Annotated in this window: 19 protein-coding genes; 8 read left to right on the plus strand and 11 right to left on the minus strand. The window is 41.3% G+C overall.

The genetic code is table 11. The features are described 5' to 3' along the window. Positions 1-18: 18 nt before the first annotated feature. Genes HGR01_RS04490 through HGR01_RS04500 form a run of 3 tightly spaced genes read left to right on the plus strand, consistent with a single transcriptional unit; the run spans position 19 to position 1807 of the window. Positions 19-309: a hypothetical protein gene (locus HGR01_RS04490; protein WP_045872602.1), complete on the plus strand. Its 291-nt coding sequence runs from the start codon at positions 19-21 to the stop codon at positions 307-309. Further along, entirely contained in the window at positions 309-752 is a 444-nt protein-coding gene (locus HGR01_RS04495) for a PIN domain-containing protein (protein WP_045872601.1), read from the plus strand. The genes HGR01_RS04490 and HGR01_RS04495 overlap by 1 nt, the downstream gene beginning before the upstream one ends. A 14-nt stretch (positions 753-766) precedes the next feature. Further along, positions 767-1807, plus strand: coding sequence for a caspase family protein (locus HGR01_RS04500; protein ID WP_052335323.1), 1041 nt, complete (start codon positions 767-769; stop codon positions 1805-1807). Positions 1808-1868: 61 nt separating this feature from the next. On the opposite strand, the gene HGR01_RS04505 is transcribed toward HGR01_RS04500, so the two are convergent. Next, the gene (locus tag HGR01_RS04505; RefSeq protein WP_228045106.1) at positions 1869-4250 is read right to left on the minus strand and encodes an adenylate/guanylate cyclase domain-containing protein; all 2382 of its coding nucleotides are present in this window, start codon (positions 4248-4250) and stop codon (positions 1869-1871) included. 328 nt (positions 4251-4578) lie between these two features. Here HGR01_RS04505 and HGR01_RS04510 point away from each other — a divergent pair, with 328 nt between their 5' ends. Further along, positions 4579-5001, plus strand: coding sequence for a hypothetical protein (locus HGR01_RS04510; protein WP_263420061.1), 423 nt, complete (start codon positions 4579-4581; stop codon positions 4999-5001). Here the strand turns inward: HGR01_RS04510 and recJ are convergent. The 3 genes from recJ to HGR01_RS04525 form a co-directional block, all read right to left on the minus strand. After that, on the minus strand, positions 4966-7302 hold the full coding sequence (gene recJ, locus HGR01_RS04515; protein ID WP_045872600.1) for a single-stranded-DNA-specific exonuclease RecJ: 2337 nt from the start codon (positions 7300-7302) through the stop codon (positions 4966-4968). The two genes, HGR01_RS04510 and recJ, sit on opposite strands and share 36 nt — an antisense overlap. A 179-nt stretch (positions 7303-7481) precedes the next feature. Then, positions 7482-8126: a GNAT family N-acetyltransferase gene (locus HGR01_RS04520; protein ID WP_045872599.1), complete on the minus strand. Its 645-nt coding sequence runs from the start codon at positions 8124-8126 to the stop codon at positions 7482-7484. A gap of 285 nt (positions 8127-8411) precedes the next feature. Then, positions 8412-9236, minus strand: coding sequence for a PD-(D/E)XK nuclease family protein (locus HGR01_RS04525; protein ID WP_045872598.1), 825 nt, complete (start codon positions 9234-9236; stop codon positions 8412-8414). A 635-nt stretch (positions 9237-9871) separates the two neighbouring features. On the opposite strand from HGR01_RS04525, the gene HGR01_RS04530 reads away from it, so the two are divergent. After that, positions 9872-11653: a putative bifunctional diguanylate cyclase/phosphodiesterase gene (locus HGR01_RS04530; protein WP_045872597.1), complete on the plus strand. Its 1782-nt coding sequence runs from the start codon at positions 9872-9874 to the stop codon at positions 11651-11653. Positions 11654-11777: 124 nt separating this feature from the next. On the opposite strand, the gene HGR01_RS04535 is transcribed toward HGR01_RS04530, so the two are convergent. Together HGR01_RS04535 and def are read right to left on the minus strand one after the other, a co-directional pair. Continuing rightward, positions 11778-11981, minus strand: a complete 204-nt coding sequence (locus HGR01_RS04535; RefSeq protein ID WP_045872596.1) for a hypothetical protein — start codon at positions 11979-11981, stop codon at positions 11778-11780. A 12-nt stretch (positions 11982-11993) separates the two neighbouring features. Beyond that, positions 11994-12557: a peptide deformylase gene (gene def / locus HGR01_RS04540; protein WP_045872595.1), complete on the minus strand. Its 564-nt coding sequence runs from the start codon at positions 12555-12557 to the stop codon at positions 11994-11996. 200 nt (positions 12558-12757) lie between these two features. Here def and HGR01_RS04545 point away from each other — a divergent pair, with 200 nt between their 5' ends. Next, entirely contained in the window at positions 12758-13660 is a 903-nt protein-coding gene (locus HGR01_RS04545; protein ID WP_045872594.1) for a cell division protein FtsX, read from the plus strand. 131 nt (positions 13661-13791) lie between these two features. Further along, positions 13792-14601, plus strand: a complete 810-nt coding sequence (locus HGR01_RS04550; protein WP_045872593.1) for a DUF3598 family protein — start codon at positions 13792-13794, stop codon at positions 14599-14601. Positions 14602-14617: 16 nt separating this feature from the next. On the opposite strand, the gene HGR01_RS04555 is transcribed toward HGR01_RS04550, so the two are convergent. Together HGR01_RS04555 and aat are read right to left on the minus strand one after the other, a co-directional pair. Continuing rightward, positions 14618-15172, minus strand: coding sequence for a GNAT family N-acetyltransferase (locus HGR01_RS04555; RefSeq protein ID WP_045872592.1), 555 nt, complete (start codon positions 15170-15172; stop codon positions 14618-14620). Between the two features lie 135 nt (positions 15173-15307). Next, complete coding sequence (aat, locus tag HGR01_RS04560) at positions 15308-15883, minus strand: leucyl/phenylalanyl-tRNA--protein transferase (protein WP_045872591.1); 576 nt, start codon at positions 15881-15883, stop codon at positions 15308-15310. Positions 15884-15978: 95 nt separating this feature from the next. Between aat and HGR01_RS04565 the strand changes: the two genes are divergently transcribed. Next, on the plus strand, positions 15979-16308 hold the full coding sequence (locus HGR01_RS04565) for a hypothetical protein (protein ID WP_045872727.1): 330 nt from the start codon (positions 15979-15981) through the stop codon (positions 16306-16308). Positions 16309-16389: 81 nt separating this feature from the next. Here HGR01_RS04565 and rpsN read toward each other — a convergent pair whose 3' ends face one another. The 3 genes from rpsN to rseP all read right to left on the minus strand — a co-directional run bounded on the left by rpsN (position 16390) and on the right by rseP (position 18545). Beyond that, on the minus strand, positions 16390-16692 hold the full coding sequence (gene rpsN / locus HGR01_RS04570) for a 30S ribosomal protein S14 (protein WP_045872590.1): 303 nt from the start codon (positions 16690-16692) through the stop codon (positions 16390-16392). A 90-nt stretch (positions 16693-16782) separates the two neighbouring features. Next, positions 16783-17472 carry an endonuclease III gene (nth, locus tag HGR01_RS04575; RefSeq protein WP_045872589.1) on the minus strand — a complete coding sequence of 230 codons (690 nt, stop codon included), beginning with the start codon at positions 17470-17472 and terminating at the stop codon, positions 16783-16785. Beyond that, positions 17448-18545: an RIP metalloprotease RseP gene (rseP, locus tag HGR01_RS04580; RefSeq protein ID WP_045872588.1), complete on the minus strand. Its 1098-nt coding sequence runs from the start codon at positions 18543-18545 to the stop codon at positions 17448-17450. Before rseP ends, nth begins: the two co-directional genes overlap by 25 nt. Positions 18546-18813 lie beyond the last annotated feature (268 nt).

Raw genomic sequence — 18813 nt, forward strand, 5'->3', positions numbered from 1 at the left:
TAGCGGTTAAAAATATCTATGACAATCAAGGAACAACTGCTACAAGAAATTGAATCCAGCCCCGATAATATGTTGCTGGAAACTCTAAAATTTTTACGCTTTCTCAAAACACAAGAAACTGAAACTCAGCCTATACAAGAAGGCTCAACATCTGCTATTAAAACTCATGTAAATTCTACAGGTCACTCACTCCTAGAACATCTAAAAACTATTGGTACATGGGAAGGTGATGATTTAGAAGAGTGTCTCCAGTTGGTTTATGCTACTCGCGGCAAAGCAAAATTTGATGATGATAACCCATTTGAATAATGTATATTTTAGATACAAATCATTGTAGTGCTGCCATTATAGGTGATGTGAATCTACTACGTCGCCTTGCCGAATTAGAAAACAGCCTAATTACAACTTGTGTCATTGTTCAAGGCGAACTGATAGATATGGCAGAACGTTCTCAACGCCGGGAAAGTAACTTAGACCTGATTCACCGCTTTCTTGAGGGTATATATATTCACAGTATTGATGCATCTACTGCTACTATTTATGGTCAACTCAAAGCAGCTTTATTTAAGCAATTTGCACCCAAAGAGAAAAACAAGCAAAGAAAAACTAAAATAACTGATTTAGGTTTTGATGAAAACGATATTTGGATTGCAGCTATTGCACTGCAAAATAATTTAACTGTTGTTTCTAGAGATAGTGATTTTTTGCGAATTCAACAGGTGAGAACATTTACTCTAGAATCTTGGGTTTGATAAAAAAATAAGGTATGACAAACGCAACTTTCAACAACGGATATGCATTACTCATTGGCGTAGGCGCAGATTTACCTGTCACTGTCAAAGATGCTACTGCTTTAAGAGATGTATTGATTGACCAGAACCGCGCCGCCTATCCAGCAGCACAGGTGACACTACTTACCGAAACCGCTGCAACTCGGCAAAATATCCTCACAGCTTTTGACGAAATCATCACTCAAGTCAATCAAAATCCTGATGCGACTGTGATCATTTACTACTCTGGACATGGGGGACGCATCAAACGCACTAATGAATACTTTCTTGTACCCTATGGCTATGACCCCAGCCAACGTGCAAATACTGCAATATCAGGTTTAGAATTTACCCAAAAAATTGAAGCCATTACAGCACAGAAACTGGTAGTTTTATTAGATTGCTGTCATGCTGGCGGTGTTCCGGCTTTGAAGGAACCAGGGGAAGTGTTTGTGAAATCACCCTTACCGCCAGAATTGTTGAATGTCTTGGGAACGGGAAGCGGTAGGGTTGTGGTTGCTTCTTCACGGGAAGATGAATATTCTTATACGGGTCAACCTTATAGCGCTTTTACTGATTGCTTGCTGGAAGCGTTGCAAGGGAAAGCTGTATTTAATAAAGATGGCTATGCCAGGATTTTGGATATTTTAGTATATTTATTTGACCAAGTACCAAAAAGAGCTTCGGGGCCACAACACCCATTTGTGAATAAGGTGCTGGATTTAGGCGATAACTTTCCTCTTTGTTACTACGCTGGTGGGAGTAAATTTTTACCTGGTGAAGCTGCAACTATTGTAAATAGTCAAATTTCTCCAGGTTTAACTGCTGGACAACGCAGGCGTTTACAGCAAAAACTAGATACACTTCAACAAGAATGGGACATCCGCACTGAGAAAGTGAAGCGGATGCGGGAAGCTTTCGCAATTGAGGTTGGTACGGCTGTTAAATTTCAGTTAGAACAACAGCTTCTTGATGAAGAAGCGAAACTCGCTCATCTTAGTGATGAACTAGATCGGCTTGAGTCAACTATCGAATGATCATAACTCCAATATTGTCATAGAGAACTTGCAAGTAAAATATCCAGGAAAGCAAGACTGCTCAAATGTCTGTTTTACTGAGTGCTAGTGGATTTTCATTGCAATTGGGATATTGATTCTCCAAAGAACTTGCATTGTATATTTGATCCAGCATCACCCGCACAGATGGCGGCAGGGCTGTAAAGTGAATGTAGAAACTACCCTCAGCCGTCGGTTTTTCTAACACCTTGCCATAAAAATCTTCCCGTACTTCTTGAGGTAAATTCTCATCCAGCAGAATCAGCTTGAGATTTGTTAGCGGCGGTAATTTACCTTCATGACTTTGGCACTGAATTAGCGCTTCTCGATGGGAGAGTTTGATAATTTGGGCTTCATACCAGCGATCGCCTATGTGTTTGCTTTCTAAGGTGACGTACTGGAGTAAAATCGGCTCTGGTAGTTCGCGGAATTCTTCGGTTGATTTGGAGAGAAATAGGTTATGTTCTCCCCTTATACCGCTGATTTCATAAAGATTAATGGGGTCTTTCACTCCTTTCATCTGCACTTGTTGTGTTGCCTCCACTTGTACCATATCTCGCACTTCCGCTAAAACATCTTCGGAGACGATAATTTGTCCGCCAACGCTACAGGATTCTATGCGGTAGGCGAGGTTGATATGATTCCCCACGACACCATATTTAGTCCGTTTTTCTGAGCCGATGTTACCAACGACAACCTCGCCTGTGTGGATACCAATCCCCATTTCGATTTCTGGGAAACCCCATGCTTGCATTTGTTGGTTGACGGGAATCATGGCTTGTTGCATTGCTACAGCACAAGCGATCGCTCTTTCTGTATCGTTGGCTCTCACAGTAGGCGCACCGAAGAATGTGAGAATCCCATCGCCCATGAATTCATCAATAGTACCTTCATAGCGGGTAATGACTTCCGCCATATATTGCAGGTAAAAGTTGAGGATAGCGATGACTTGCTCTGGAGATATACGTTCTGATGTCGCTGTAAAGCCACGCAAATCTGAGACTAAGATGGTGATTTTCTGACGCTTACCGCCTAACTCTAGCCCTTGGGGACTTTCTAAGAGATTGCTAACAATCTCATCACTCAGGTAGCGTCCAAAAATTTTCCGAATCAGCGCATTTTTGTTTTTTAGTTCGCCGTTAATTTTGGCGAGTGCTTGAGTGCGATCGCGTACTTTTTCTTCTAAAGTGGCAAACAATTCTTTTAGCTGTTTCGCCATGCTGGTGAAGGATTCAGCTAATTCGCTAATTTCATAAGATCCATCAACTGCTAGTTTTTGCTCCCAATTTCCATCTGCTAGTCCTTTAGCCGCAGTATTCAAACGCTGAATTGGCTTGACAATCCACAGGGATGTTTGCAGTCCCACCACGGTTGCAACGATTAGCGATAGCAGACACAAGACAACGGTGATGCGAGTGTTTTCATGAATGCGCTTCATGAAATCTGCTTCTGGTACAACCACCGCAATTAAAACATCTAACCCCCTGCTATCCTTTAATGGCGTAACCTGGAGAAATTGCCGTTCTCCTTGAATTTCAAAATCTAGTAGTTGACTGCTGTGAATTTTGCTAAAATTCCCAAACTTTCGCTCTAAATGTTTGGCACTTTGTTGGATGAGATAATTTTTACTCTCCGAAGCTTTAATGCGTTGCGTCTGATTAGTCCGATTGCGATAACTAGGATCGGGGGTAGATGTAGCTACTAGCAATCCTGAACGTTCCACAATAAATGTCTGTCCAGATGCACCAATCTTCAGTTTTTGCAGAAATGTATTTACTTCAGAAAAAATAAAATCGCTACCCAGAACCCCCTTGAGTTTTCCTTGCTTGTCATAGATAGGTTGAGCGGCGGTAATTGCCAATCCCCCTGTACTAAAGTCGGGATAGATTGTGCTCCAAATAGGTTTACCTGCAGCTACAGCTTCCTTGTACCAAGGGCGTTGCCTGGCATCAAAATTAGGAAGAGACTGGATGCGCTTTGTGCGATCGCCTTGTGCATTGGTTGCAAAGTACTGGTTGTATCCAGTAGTGCGATCGCGTTCCATTACTTGCAAGTCACCACTGGCTAAACGTCTGGCTCCTAAATATTCACCTGTAACATTTCCGTAAAAATTGTAGGTAATCACCGGAAAAGTACGGATTTGCTGCCAAAAATACTTCTGCTTATATTGGATATTGTGTTTATCTAACTCCCCTAACTCAATGGCATTGGCATTTAGCCGATTAATCAGATGGGGTGTTTCTATATACACTAGCAGCTTATCTTTAACCCTCCCAGTCACCTCATCTCGGAGTTTGGTAGCGACTTCATTAACTGCCTTTTGCCCATTGCGAAAGGAGAAATATCCAGTTAGTCCGACAGCAGTAATCACCTGGAGTAGTGTAGATACAACAAAAATGACACGTAACGGCATTTTTCTATACATAAAACCAATTCTTAATTCGTAATTTTTAATTATTAAAGTCAGATTTTATCTTGCTTGTTTTACTGAGTTCAAATCTGTTACTGAATTTTAAAGAATTGGTATAGCTTGATGCGTAATACCAATTTAAAAAAGAAGGCGACAGATGTGGTTGTTGGGTTAAAGGCACTGAAAATCAACATATGCAAAGGTATTAGGCGTTGGGTTGAGGGAGGAAACCCAACCGACATCTTTAGCGATCATTCTTTAAATTAGTATAATTTCACACTAGTATTTATCCTCCAGGTGAATGTTCCTTTCTTTCAGGATTCCCAGATCAGGAGGTGATATTGTGTTTACCGAAGACTTTCAGCAGATTGCAGATGGGCAGAGGCGTTTAGGGGATGAGGAGGATGAGGAAGATGAGGAGGATGAGGGAGATGAGGAGGATGAGGGAGATGAGGAGGATGAGGGAGATGAGGAGGATGAGGGAGATGAGGAGGATGAGGGAGATGAGGAGGATGAGGGAGATGAGGAGGATGAGGGAGATGAGGAGGATGAGGGAGATGAGGAGGATGAGGGAGATGAGGAGGATGAGGGAGATGAGGAGGATGAGGGAGATGAGGAGGATGAGGGAGATGAGGAGGATGAGGGAGATGAGGAAATAACGAACACCCTACACCAATTACCTATGCCCAATGCCCAATGCCCAATGCCCCATGCCCTATGCCCCATATCCTTACTGAGTATTCACCATCGCCACAATTGTAGATAAAGGCACTTCGGCAAAATACTCGCGTTGAAATTGTTCTTCGCGGACTGCTGCTAAAAATTTGCTTGCAGCAGCATCGGCTTGAGTTTCGGAGATACTTTTGGGTTCTGGGATAATTTGCAAATAGTTATCTTGGCGTTGCACTGTGAATCCCAAATATTTTAAAGCTCTGATACCTAACAATAAAGCTTGGTTACTAATGCCCAGTTTCTCTAACAATTGCACACGGGTAACTGGTTGATGGGTGCGGCTGAGGTATTTGGCAATTCCGATGAGAGTCAGCCAAATTTGATTCGGTGATTGCTGGTTGGGTTTACTCCATGCGATCGCCAGTTGTTGATTATTGTACAGACATCGCTTCCACCAGGTGCGTAAATCATCCCAGCTTGTCGGACATTCTTCGAGGATGAGTGCTGAATGTTGAGTTCTCAGTTGTGAATGCTCTTGATTACGCCAGTCTAATATGAGTTCTGAGTTGTGGGTGGTGAATACTGAGTTAGCGCTGGGGCGAACGGCGATTAATCTGATTTCGTAGCGTTTTTTAAAGGTGTTGTAATCAAGTTCAGCTATACAATCACATCTACCTATGGGTAATTCATCTTTGTAGTGTCCCCACCAAATCCCAGGAAACGGATTTCTCGTGGAATCGTCGCGAATATCAAAATCGGTTTTAATGTACTGTATTTTTTTCCCTTGAGAATCCTGTTGATTGCGATGCCAAGCATTTTCAAACCAGCAGTTTTGAATTAACAGTTTTGGCACGGGATTACCCATTCCACAAGGTTCTAGGATTTTCAGTTCTAAAAATAAATCTTTGCCTAAGTCTGCAACTGTGACTACTATGTCTGCTTGCACTGTGGCTGTGAGGGTTTTACCACCCAAGGATTGCCGTAACCTTTGGTTAATCGCTTCTGTAAATAAGGGGATATTCTCCACCAACATACTCAACCCAGCTGCAAAGGGATGTCCGCCAAAGCGATGCAATAAATGTGCTTGGTCCTTGACTAATTGGTATAAATCGACAGAATTTATAGAACGGGCAGAACCTCTAGCTAGGGACTGGGGATTAGGGATTGGGGATTGGGAAGAGTCTTCCCCAGTCCCCAATTCTTCTGTACTCAACAAAATTGTGGGGCGACCGGTTTCTTGTGCTACTTGTCCGGCTACTAAGCCTAATACGCCGACTGGCCATTGAGCATCGGCAAGGACGATCGCACTTGTGGTAGATAAATCTAATTGAGTTAGTTTTTGGGCGACTTGGGTTTGTACGTCTTTCTGTAAAGACTTTCTGCGGGCGTTGGCTAATTCTGTATCTTCTGCGAGTTCGCTGCAGCGTTTGATATCCCGACTGGTGAGTAATTCTACACAAAAGCTAGCATCTCCTTGGATGCGACTGACAGCATTGATGCGCGGCCCTAAACCAAAGGAAATATCTGTGGGGCGATCGCCACTTTTCTGACACAATTCTAATAATCTTCCTACCCCTGGCCGTCGTCTGGCTGCTGGTGGCTGTTTAAAGTCTTCCTGTAAGCGTTGAATGCCCAATTGTGCTAAATAGCGGCAATCTCCGCTTAACTGTACTAAGTCGGCAATTAACCCTACAGCCACTAAATCTAGTAAATCTGTTAAGGGATGTTTTGGTATATTGGGCAGAGTTTGATACAGTGCTTCTACTAACTTGTAAGCTACCGCCACGCCAGACAAATTATATAGGGGATGTTCATTTGGCAAATTGCGCGGATTGATAATTGCAATGACTGGTGGGCGTTCTGCTGGTAATGTGTGATGGTCTGTAACTATGACATCAATACCCAGCTTTTGAGCATAAATAATTTCATCAATATTAGTGCTACCAGTATCGCAAGTAACAATTAATGTACAGTCTTGTTTTGCTAAGTTATCGATACCTGCATAGTTCAGCCCGTGAGATTCCTTGAGACGGTTGGGAATATAGTAATTTAACTGCGAGTTCTGAACAAAAAACTCTCCCAAACCATCCCACAACACAGATGTAGAAGTAATCCCATCCGCATCAAAGTCACCCCAAATCGCAACTTTTTCCCCAGCATTACGTGCTAGTTGTAATCTTGCCACAGCACGATGCATTTCTTCCCCAAACTCAAAGGGGCTAGCTGGTTGATAAGTTTTATAGTTAACGAAACCTTCTAATTGCTGCGTGTCACGAATACCACGTTGCCATAATAATAGCGCTGCATAAACTCCACTTGATGCAGGCGTATACTTTTTCACAGCTTGGATAAACCACTCTGGCGGTTGTTCAGTTGCGGCTAGAGTCCATTGCATAGTGGGAGAGTGGGGATTGGGGACTGGGGATTGGGGATTGGGGATTGGGGATTGGGGATTGGGGATTGGGGATTGGGGATTGGGGAGATGAGGGAGAAGTACTAATTACCAATTACCAATTACCCATTACCAAATAACAAATAACAAATGACAAATGACAAATGACAAATGCCAAATGACTATTCATCATTCAACCTTAAATCGATTTGTGGTTCTGTGACTAAGGGATTGAGGACGACTTCGTTGGCGAAACCATCAGGCTTACGGGCGCGAATTGCAGCTGGACGCGATCGCCTATAACCTGCTCTTTCAGCTTTTTGATGTTCATAATCAATTAGTCTGCCATAGTATGGATGCTTACTTAAATTCATTGATAAGAAAATATGCTGGCGGTTGTTACCAAATCCTTTGCGGTTGAAAAATTTTACGGCTGGGGTATTGGTAGGATCTGTATCTACTAGCATGAACCGCGCACCATCTTCAATCATCCGGGCGACAGCTTTATCAACTAACTTGTCTGCAACTCCCCGACGCTGAAAGTTGGGGCTAACTCCTAACCAAAGAATATATCCGTAAGTCCATGAGGCTTTGGTAATGATGGTTCCTAAAATAAAGCCTGCTAAGTCGCCATCGATTTCTGCAACCAAGCAATATTCTGGATCTGTGTTGTAAAGTCCAATGACTTCCCATTCATCCCAAGTTCTATATAAATAAGGATATAAATCGCTGGTAAATAGTTCTTCTCCCAAATGGTAAACCGGCGCTATATCGTCAATTCCTAATTCACGGACGTAAACTGCGTCCATGTCATCAATGTTTGTCATAACTTTTCAAATTGTGATTTTTTAGGTATATATTCTGCTTTAATCTTAGCGAGGTTAATAATAGTCAAAAGTCAAAAATTTGATTCTTAGGGACTTCCAAATAAAAAAATATCCCAGTATGTATTGTGGGGTGGACATCTTGTCCGCCCAGTTTATGTGGCGGGCAAGATGCCCGCCCCACAAGATGGAATTTGTTATTTCTTGGAAATCCCTTATCGGAGCTGTTCGAGGTAGGATGCGTTAGCCTTGGCGTAACGTATCCCACATTTCAAATGCCTTTGAATTTCACAACGCTACTTCTTCTATACTGGCGATATCTGGCAAGGAATTGCTATTGCTTTCTTCTTCGCTAGACTGGATGCGTAGGCGTAGCCCGTCGTAGATATCGCAGCGAGTGCTAAATTGACAATAACCGCAGGCTTTGTTTCCTGGTGGTAGTGAGGGAAATTGTTCTTTCTGTTGATAACGTTCTAACCAATAAGTTAAATCGTTTAACAGTTCATTAAGGTCTTTTGCAGTTCGCTGGTGCTGGGCGCTACCGTAATTAAATTTAATATTTTGTGGTTTACCTTCAGATTGAACAAACCAATAAGTCATAGAGATATTTTCTGGCAAATATTCGCTAGTTTCTGCCAAAACATACAAATAAAGACGCGTTTGCCAGTTCTGCTCTAATTTTCGTTTATGTAATGGTTTAGGATAAGTTTTCCAGTCGAGAATCTGCGCTTTTTCTTGATCGGCAATTAATAAATCATAAACAACAGTCAGCAAATAATTTTGTACTTGCAGAGTACGATAGTGTTCGCTTTCACGAAAAGTTTGACTATCGGCCGCAGGTGTCAGAATTTCTGGTGCAGTTTCCGCAAAAGCTGACATCCAATTTTGTAATTGGCTATCGGCTTGCAAAATACTATTAATTGGCAAACCCATTTCTCGTTGCTGCATCAGCAAGTGAAATCGACTACCTAAAGTTTGCCGTTCTTCATGTTCTGGATCTGAGGGAGAATTGAGATTGTCGAGATAAGTATGTTGAAACTGACGGGGACAACGTTCTAGTAAATTCAGTTGTCCTTGGGAAATGCGTAATAGTTGAGTAGGAGTTGACAGCATTTTTCTATTTTAGAAGCGATCGCAGCTCTACCTATAGTCAGTGTGTTGTAAAAAAATACACATCATTTTTAATAAATGTGCGGTTAAACATTATTTAATTTAGACATTTTTACTTTTTTTAAAATTTGAGAGAAGATTACTTTTACGTTTTTTGAATTATATAACATATACATTTATATATAGTATTCTGCTCATCCATAGAGTTTTTATTACTCTACTCAGACCCAGCGTTATTTTAAATAATTAACTTTTTGATAGCATTATATTATTTATAGAAATTTTATACATTAGCTAGTAATTACACTCATAATAATTCTGATTATTTACCCTAAAATTTGAAAAGATTCTGATTAAAGTTGACTGTGGTATACATTAATAAATTTTCAGTCTCTACAGCGTTATCTATAATTTTTTCTTAGTGTTTTCCATAGAAAAATATTTCTCTGTTCTGTTATTACTTAACCTCTAAGAGCATTGAAATAGGGACTTAAATATTTTGCACCATGACGCACATTTGCGACTTGGAACTATTTGCACAGCAATCACCCCGAATTTGTTGAGTACAATTCAGCAGATCAACACTGATTGTTCAGCATTGTTTTGGTAACTCATTGGCTAACTCTCAATCAACATTTATGAAACTCAACTACAAACTTTACCTGTACTTATCTTTATCTAATTTTAAATTGCTGAAGAAAAGTTACCCTGCCAAAATCATGTTTGTGGCATTTGTGGGTACTCACATACCACTTTTGACATTACTGTTGAGTTTTCTCATTTCCAACTCCTATTCTTGGGAGATGGCGGTGCGAGTTTTAATTATTGCTCTGTTGGCGACGTTAACAGGTACAGCAGCAACTCTCTATGCCATACATAATCTCCTTGCACCAGTCATGTTGACATCGACTGCATTGCAAGACTATCTAAATAATCGAAAATTACCTGAACTACCCACAGAGTATGTTGATGAAGCTGGGACACTCATGGCGGATGTTTCACAGACTCTTAATAAATTAGATGAGTTGATTCATTACATTACTAATTATGACGAATTAACAGGACTACCTAATCAAAATTTATTTAGCGATCGCCTATCGGGTGCTGTGGCGAAAAAGTACTTTCTTCCAGATAACGCCAAAGAAGTTGGAATACAACTTCATCTTGGCGATCGCTCTAATTTAACTTACTCCTCATCTCCACAACAACAAAAGTTATTAGCTATATTTTTATTAGGTATTGATGATTTTCTGAACATTAGTCACGCATTAACGCATCACACATTAAATTTGTTACTGAGAGCAGTTGCTCAACGTTTAAGCACTTGTGTTTCACAAACAGATATTATTGCCCATTTGAGTAAAGATGAATTTGCAATTGCCCGAGTAGAAATTCCTTCTTTTGAAAGCGTGATTAAGCTATCACAATTGCTGCTGAATACTCTGGCAAAGCCCTTTTTAGTAGAGGGCAACTCAATTCATATTACTGCTAGTATTGGTATCACAATTAATGACTTAAATGAAAGTAATGGCGTAGAGGAACTCTTGCAACAGGCGCACATTGCACTCTCCCAGGCTCAAACACAAGGGCGTAGCCAATATTTATTTTATTCACCAGAAATTAATGCTCGCTTACAGGAACGACTAACTTTAGAAAGCGAATTATATGGGGCGCTGGAACGCGATGAAATGAAGGTTTATTACCAACCTTTAATTAATTTGCATACCCAACAAGTAACAGCAGTTGAAGCGCTAGTTCGCTGGCAACATCCTACTTTGGGTTTAGTTTCGCCAGCAAAGTTTATTCCGATTGTCGAAGCCAATGGTTTAATCACCGCAATCGGTGAATGGGTTTTGCGGACAGCCTGTGCTCAATGTCGTGCTTGGCAACTGGCTGGGCTACCTGCGATTCGGGTATCAGTGAATCTGTCAGCTAGGCAATTTGAACAACCCAATTTAGTAGAGATTGTTAGCCAAATCCTTGAGGAAACCGGACTACCGCCATCTTACCTAGAATTAGAAGTCACTGAAAGCTTTTTGATGGCTAATATTCAGCAATCGGTGAAAATCTTGAACCAATTACGAGAATTAGGTATTTGGATAGCTCTAGATGATTTTGGCACTGGTTATTGCTCGTTGAATTACTTAACGCGCTTTCCCGTCAATATGCTGAAAATTGATCGCTCATTTGTACAAGATATAACGTCCAATCCTGATAGTGCGGCTGTTACCGATGCCATTATTGCTTTAGCCAATAGTCTGCAATTGAAGATTACAGCCGAGGGCGTAGAAACCGAAGAACAAATGAACTACTTAAAAAGACGGGGATGTGAAGAAGGGCAGGGATTTTACTTCAGTCGCCCTGTTCCGGCTGATATAGCTATTAGGATGTTGGAGAACAGTTATGAACTAAGCAGATAATTACAATGACACGCAGCAGTAATCTAAACGTTACGGGTACCTAGACAAAAGTAAAAGGTAAAAGGCAAAAGGATAAATTTTATGATTGCTCCTTCTTCCTTTTACCTTTTTATGTACCTGATGCTTATTTAATGTTAGCCTTTGCGTCCCTCACTGCGGCAAAGAAAAATAATCCTGTGAGAGGAATACTCAATACCAAAATGATCGTCGTGGCTTGAACGCCTAAATCTGGTTGTCCGTAACTCAGTTCAAAAATCGAACCAACAGCCGCGATCGCTGCTACACAAGAACCAGCTAGAAATAATCCGCTTTTTGGAGTTAAATACACTACTAAACCACCCTATGCTACTGGTTTCACCGCCTGATACGAGAAGCCATTTTTAGATAGTTCCTGGGCCAAAGTCAAGGAATTATCTACACGATCTACGAACACCACGCCATTGAGGTGATCCATTTCGTGCTGAATGCAGCGTGCGAGTAAGTCAGTAGCTTTTAATGTCTTAGGACGACCATTTTCATCTTTATAAGCAATTTCCACCACTTCTGGACGCTTGACATCCATATACACGTTAGGAATGCTCAAACAGCCTTCTTGAGCAACGCAGATTTCTTTGCTTACTTGTTTAATGGTGGGGTTAATCAATACTAATGGCGGATTAGCAGGATTATCTGGCTCTAAATCGATGACAATTAGTTGTTTATGAATACCAACTTGGGGTGCAGCCAAACCAATGCCATCTTTGCTGTACATAGTTTGCAGCATATCCCGGATGAGTTGGCGCAGTTCATCATCTACTTTGGCAATGCGCTTTGCTGGTTGACGAAGAACGCGATCGCCTAAATAGTGAAGTTGCAAGGGCGGATTTTTTAACTTTTTTTTCTCTACAGCAATTTCGGAGGGCATGATTCCTTATGGCTTGATTGTGAAAATTCTCTCTAGTTTAATTCTATCAATCTGTTAATGGCTGAAGTCTTGCTGACTCTGATTTCAAGATTACAGAACACACAAATTTTGCACAGTCGAGTATAAATGTGATGTTATCTCGTGCCATGACTTCAGTATTTTTGTCAGGGCGCTAAATTCAGTTATTGGGGTAATGATGTGTGTGGAAATTTTTAACTAAACTCGACTACCTCCTCAAAGAAACCTTCCTCGGCTGGCTGCGTGGAGGTTGGATGAATTGGGCAGCAGTCAGTACTGTAACAGTATTACTATTTTTATTTGGCATGAGTCTGCAAACTTCCTGGCAAGTAGAAAAATTACTTTACCAGTTTGGTAGTCAAATGGAGGTTTCAGTTTATCTAGATTCGGGGATATCAGCCGTCAACCTAGAACCACTGGTGAAACATATACCAGAAGTGGTGGGGACACAAGTAATTACTAAAGAAGAAGCTTGGACTAAGTTAGTTAAAGAACTAAGAATTTCTGATATTGAAGGCGCAAACCAGCAGCTAGCAGAAAATCCCCTAGTTGATGAAATTAAAGTCAAAGCACGTAACTCCGAAGTTGTGCCGAATTTAGCAACTAAGTTAGCTAAATTACCAGGAGTAAGTACAGTGCAGTATGTCGATGAAGTCCTTAAACGTATCGCCCAGTTACATCAAGGTTTAAACTGGATTACCGTAACCATTACCATCATCCTCACCTTAACTGCGATCGCAGTCACCAGCATTACCATTTGCCTGATTGTCATGGCGCGCCGACAAGAAATTGAAATCATGCAGTTAGTCGGTGCAACTACAGCTTGGATTTACCTGCCGTTTATTTTACAGGGTATAGCCTTTGGCGTATTTGGAGGTGCGATCGCTTGGAGTTTGATTACTGTTATTCAACAATTAATTAGCAACCTGCTAGCTAACCAACCTGAATTTATTCAATTTATTAGCAACGGCTTGCAACTTACTCCAGTGCAAATCTTATTATTACCCCTAATTCTTGTAAGTTTTGGTGCAGCTGTAGGATTAATAGGTAGTTTATTTGCTGTACGGCGTTTTGCTAGAGGTTAGGCATTTGTCATTTGTCATTTGTCATTAGGTAATGGGTAATTGGTAATGAGTAATTCTCCCTCATCCTCCTCATCCTCCTCATCTCCCCAGTCCCCAGTCTCCAATCCCCAATCCCCACTCCCCAAATTCTTATGACATCTAAATGGGAAAGATTACTGCTAAACCTTGGTGAATGGCATGGTTCATTTACCAGTTTCTCTGCCCAAGGTGAACTGCTGCAAGATATAAAAAGTGTTGTTTCACTAGAAGGGTTAAATAATAACCAGACAATTCGCCAAATTGTGAGCCTTCAAGGACAAGAAGATTTAGTTCTCGAATATAGTTCTTTGTCTAAAAGTATTTTATTGTTTGAAAATGGAGCATTTTCCCAAGGTTCAATTCAATTTGGGCCTTTTAGTGAATTTGGTGCAGAATTGGGTTTGATTTATGAAAATCGTCGATTGCGGCTAGTTCAATTATTTGATAAAAATAGCCAACTAAATAAACTCACATTGATACCAGAACATTTAGCTGGTACTGAACCTATAGCAAGCCAGAATCTACAAATCGAGGACTTGTTAGGAGAATGGCGCGGTGAAGCAACAACAATATATACAGATTTTCGCCCTGCTAATACTGTCTCTACAACTCTAAAATTACAACTTGATGATGCTGGAAAGTTAATCCAAACTCTTTCTTTTGGACAATATACAATTACTTCCAGCGCTACGATTCAAGGCTCAATTATCCACTTTGATCAAGATCCACAAAAGCAGATGCAAGTATTACTCCTACCTCACGGTGCTTCTGCAACTTCGCCACTCAAGATAAATTCACGCCAAAGTTTTATTCTAGAAGTGGGTTGGTTAATTAAGCCAAATCTCCGCCAACGCTTGATTCGCAGCTACAGCGATAAAGGCGAATGGGTGAGCCTCACCTTAATTACTGAAGAAAGAGCCTAAAAACGGAAGATTTAAATTAAAATTCTGCTCCACTTTCCCAAGATTCTCTTGTCAACAACCATTCAGTTTGACTCCAGCCGCGTTCACGCATCCAATCTGGGCTAGTAATTGTGCCGATTATTACAAATCCATATCGGAGTGCTAAACGCGTAATCCGCAAATTTGCACTGACAGTAATACCTCGAATCTCTTTTAAACCTAGATTCTGGAATCCAAAATCAATCATCGCTTTCGCCACTTCAATTGCGTATGCGTAACGCCCCCAGAATTTAGGTGCTAATTCTATCCCTAATTCCGCCTGTTCAGAACTGTAATTTTCTCGGCGCAGTCCACAACAACCGATTAATTCTTGAGATTTAAAACGTTCAACAATGGCAAGCTGATAATTGATACGCGGATGTTCATTTGCCCACTGACGAAACAGGTACAAAAGCTCACGTGTGTAATTGGGTGCTACTTCTTCCGGCGAACAAAATTCAGCATACCTTGGATCGGTATGATAGACGAAAAATGCAGGCTCATCTTCTGTAATAAAGTCTCGCAGCAGAAATCTTTTAGTGATAATTTCCATAGCCAATGACTCCAGCCTGATTATTCAAGTGCAAGTAAAAGGCGATCGCATCTAGAAAATCCAAAATTATTCGCAATTCTTAATTTGGGCGTTTACCATTGACAAAATACACTATATTACACCCAAAAACAGAACTTATATCAAATAACACGGAGATTGCAACGCTTTGTGTAGTAAAGCTTGATATTGTTCATCATTAATGCGATAAGCGCCAAATCTTTCTAAATGAGGATTCATCATTTGTGCGTCAAATAGCACAAATTGCTTCTGGCGTAATCTCTCTACCAATTTCACCATAGCTACCTTTGAGCCTTCGGGAATGCGATAAAACATGGATTCGCCAATAAAAGCACCTGCGATCGCAATTCCTAAAATTCCCCCTGCAAGTTCGTCACCTTGCCAAGTTTCAAAACTAAAAGCGTAACCATTCTGATACAGTAACCAATAAATCTTTTCTAACTCCGGCGAAATCCAAGTTGTCTCACGGTTAGCGCAACCAGCTACCACCGCTTTAAAATCACGGTTAATTGCCACTGTAAACCGTTCTTGATTCAAAACACGCCGTAAAGATTTAGGATAGCGAAATCTTTCATCTAAGGGAATTAATGTGCGATCGCGACTACCATACCAGCCCAAGCCCTGGCTATCGTCAGCCATGAGAAAATAGCCTTGAGCATAACCCTGAATAATAGCAGCGATATCATATTCCATAGTGAAGATCACAATTCAAAAACTCATATTCCGAACGCTATTCGATGTTAACAGTCATCCTTTGCGTTCCTTTGCGTCCCTCTGCGTTTAAAAAAATGACAGAACCAATTCCACCTATCACCCTACCACCATCAGAAAATCCCCAGCTAGAAGGCGAATGGTTACAACAACGCCTGCTGCGGTGGCTGGATGCAGAATTTCTGCCAGAAATTGTCAATCAAAAGATTGCTCAACGCGCCGCTCAGATTTTTATGCGCCAACGCATGGAAGGAGAAAACGACCTCGGTTCTCTGGTAATTGCCATTGTCACAGAGATGCAAGCGTTTGATTTTTCTAAAAGCTTTTATGGAGAGTTTGCGATCGCTAACGCTGTCAGCGATCTACTCTTAGAAAGTTTGGGAATCGATCGGTGTTGTGGTCAATAAATAAAGTCCACGGTCAAAAGTCCACAGTCAAAAGTTTATCTCTTGACTTTTGACTCTTGACTCTTGACTCTTGACTTTTGACTACCAGCTAGACTTAACCACGCCAGGTAAAAGTCCTTCGTGCGCCCATTCCCTCAGGACGTTCCGAGACAGACCGAAGTCACGATAAACACCTCTGGGACGACCTGTTACCCAGCAACGATTGCGACGACGGCTAGGTGCGCTGTTGCGGGGTAATTGTTGAATTTTTCGGTGAATTTCTAACTTTTCTAGCGGAGATTCAGCGTTTTGAAAGTCGCTTAACAACGCTTCACGCTTTTCACCATACTTTTCTACTAACTTAGCGCGCTTTTTCTCGCGCTCAATCATGCTCTTCTTTGCCATACTTTCTCGAATTTATTTAAAGACAGCATTTCCCATTCTACAGTTAGCACAGGCATTTAGCCTTTCTAGCAATAGGGCTGCTATTATAGCTTAACCTAAGGCCGCTGGCTTATTTGCGTCTGGGCATAAATCTGCTAATTCACAAGCTATACACACAGGGGAACGGGCTTTACAGATAGCGCGTCCGTGATAAATTAGCCGAATTGACCAATTCTCCCAATCTGGTTGAGGCAATAATTTCATTAAATCTTGCTCAATACGGACTGGATCTGTATGTTTTGTCAAACCCAGATGATTACTCAGTCGCTTCACGTGAGTATCGACCGTTACCCCGGCATTAATACCATAAGCATGAGCCAAAACTACATTAGCCGTTTTCCGCGCTACACCAGGAAGCTTTAACAGCTGTTCCATTTGGTTAGGAACTACAGAGTTAAACTCAGAGACAATCATTCTACAGGCAGCTTGAATATTCTTAGCTTTATTGCGATAAAACCCTGTAGAACGTACCAAATCTTCTAACTCTGCTAAGTCAGTATTAGCTAAACTCGCAGCATCGGGAAAGCGAGCAAATAAAGCTGGTGTGACTTTATTTACCCGCTCATCTGTACACTGTGCGGAGAGAATGGTTGCTACTAAAAGTTGTACAGGTGTTGAGTAGTTCAAAGAGCAAGTTGCATCTGGGTAAAGATACTTCAGGCGATTTAAAATTTCTAGCGCCCGTTGCTTCTTAGATAAGGCTTTACGGGTAATGGTCACTGGAACAGTTTTTGTACCCACTCCAACTGGATTGTTAATTGGGTAGTTTCTTTGACGATGAGAAAAATACCTAGTCCTAACAGTAGCACCAAACCAGTTTGCATAACACTTTCTTGAATGCGGCTAGGTAAGGGTTTACCGCGCACACCTTCAATCAACAGAAACGCCAACTGTCCGCCATCTAAAGCAGGTAGAGGCAAAATGTTGATAATTGCTAAGTTAATACTGATCAATGCCGCAAAAAAGAACAAACTACCGGTATCATTTTGGGCAATATTAGCGCCAATTTCCACAATTTTAATTGGCCCGGCTACTTGTCCAGCAGTTTCCCCAAAGTTAGTAATTAGTTGTCCAAAACCTTTGAATGTCATCACCACAATGCGTTGAAATTCAGTAGCACCAACACTCAACGCTTCGATGGGATTCGCAACACGACGACGCTCAACCTTACCATTGGGAGAAAGCCCAATGCCAATTGTCCCGCCGCTAGGTTTAGCATCTGGAGTGACATTGACAGTCACCTTTTCATCGCCACGGGCAATTTCTAATTGCACTGGCTTACCTGCACTAGTTTTAATTAATTCTCTAAAAGCGTCTATTTCTTGTAAAGAAGTACCAAATTGCCTTTGATTAGCCGCTACGATCACATCTCCTGGTTTAATTCCCGCGTTCGCTGCTACAGAACTAACTTCTGGTGCTAGCTGTTGAATTAATACACCAGGTTGGCTAGCTTGTCCCACACCAACAACACTCACCTGTCCTACTAAAAGTAAATAGGCAAATATTAAATTGGCGATGACACCTGCACTAATCACGATCGCCCGATCAAAGATAGGACGGTTACGCAGCAGATTTGGGTCATTGGGGGGAATATCGCTATCTGGATCGTCATCGGGAAAGCCGACAAAGCCACCTAAAGGAAAAGCGCGGATAGCATATTCGGTTTCTGAACCTTGGTATTTCCAAAGAACCGGGCCAAAACCTAACGAAAACCGATTAACATGAATGCCCTGAGAACGTGCTGCAATGAAATGTCCTAGTTCGTGTACCAAGATCAAAACAGCCAAAACTGCGATCGCTGCTAAAACTGACATAGATCAAACAAGATATTAAGCTATATACCTATCTCCATTCTAAAATGTGTCACTGGTTAGCATTGGCAGTAAATCGTCTGAATTGAACATTTTCCGTCTGGCGACACCAGCTATTAGTCATTGGTTATAAGCCATTAGAAATTTCCTCCACAGAAATTATCCTACTCTGCGGAGGAATTAAAACTCGCTAGGGCGTATTATTTAGAAAAAATGTCGAATTTTCAGCCATTTCTCAAATTATCTGCCGCAATGCACCGCCTAAACTTGG

Source organism: Tolypothrix sp. PCC 7712 (genome assembly GCF_025860405.1).
In the GTDB taxonomy this organism is placed as follows: Bacteria; Cyanobacteriota; Cyanobacteriia; order Cyanobacteriales; family Nostocaceae; genus Aulosira; species Aulosira diplosiphon.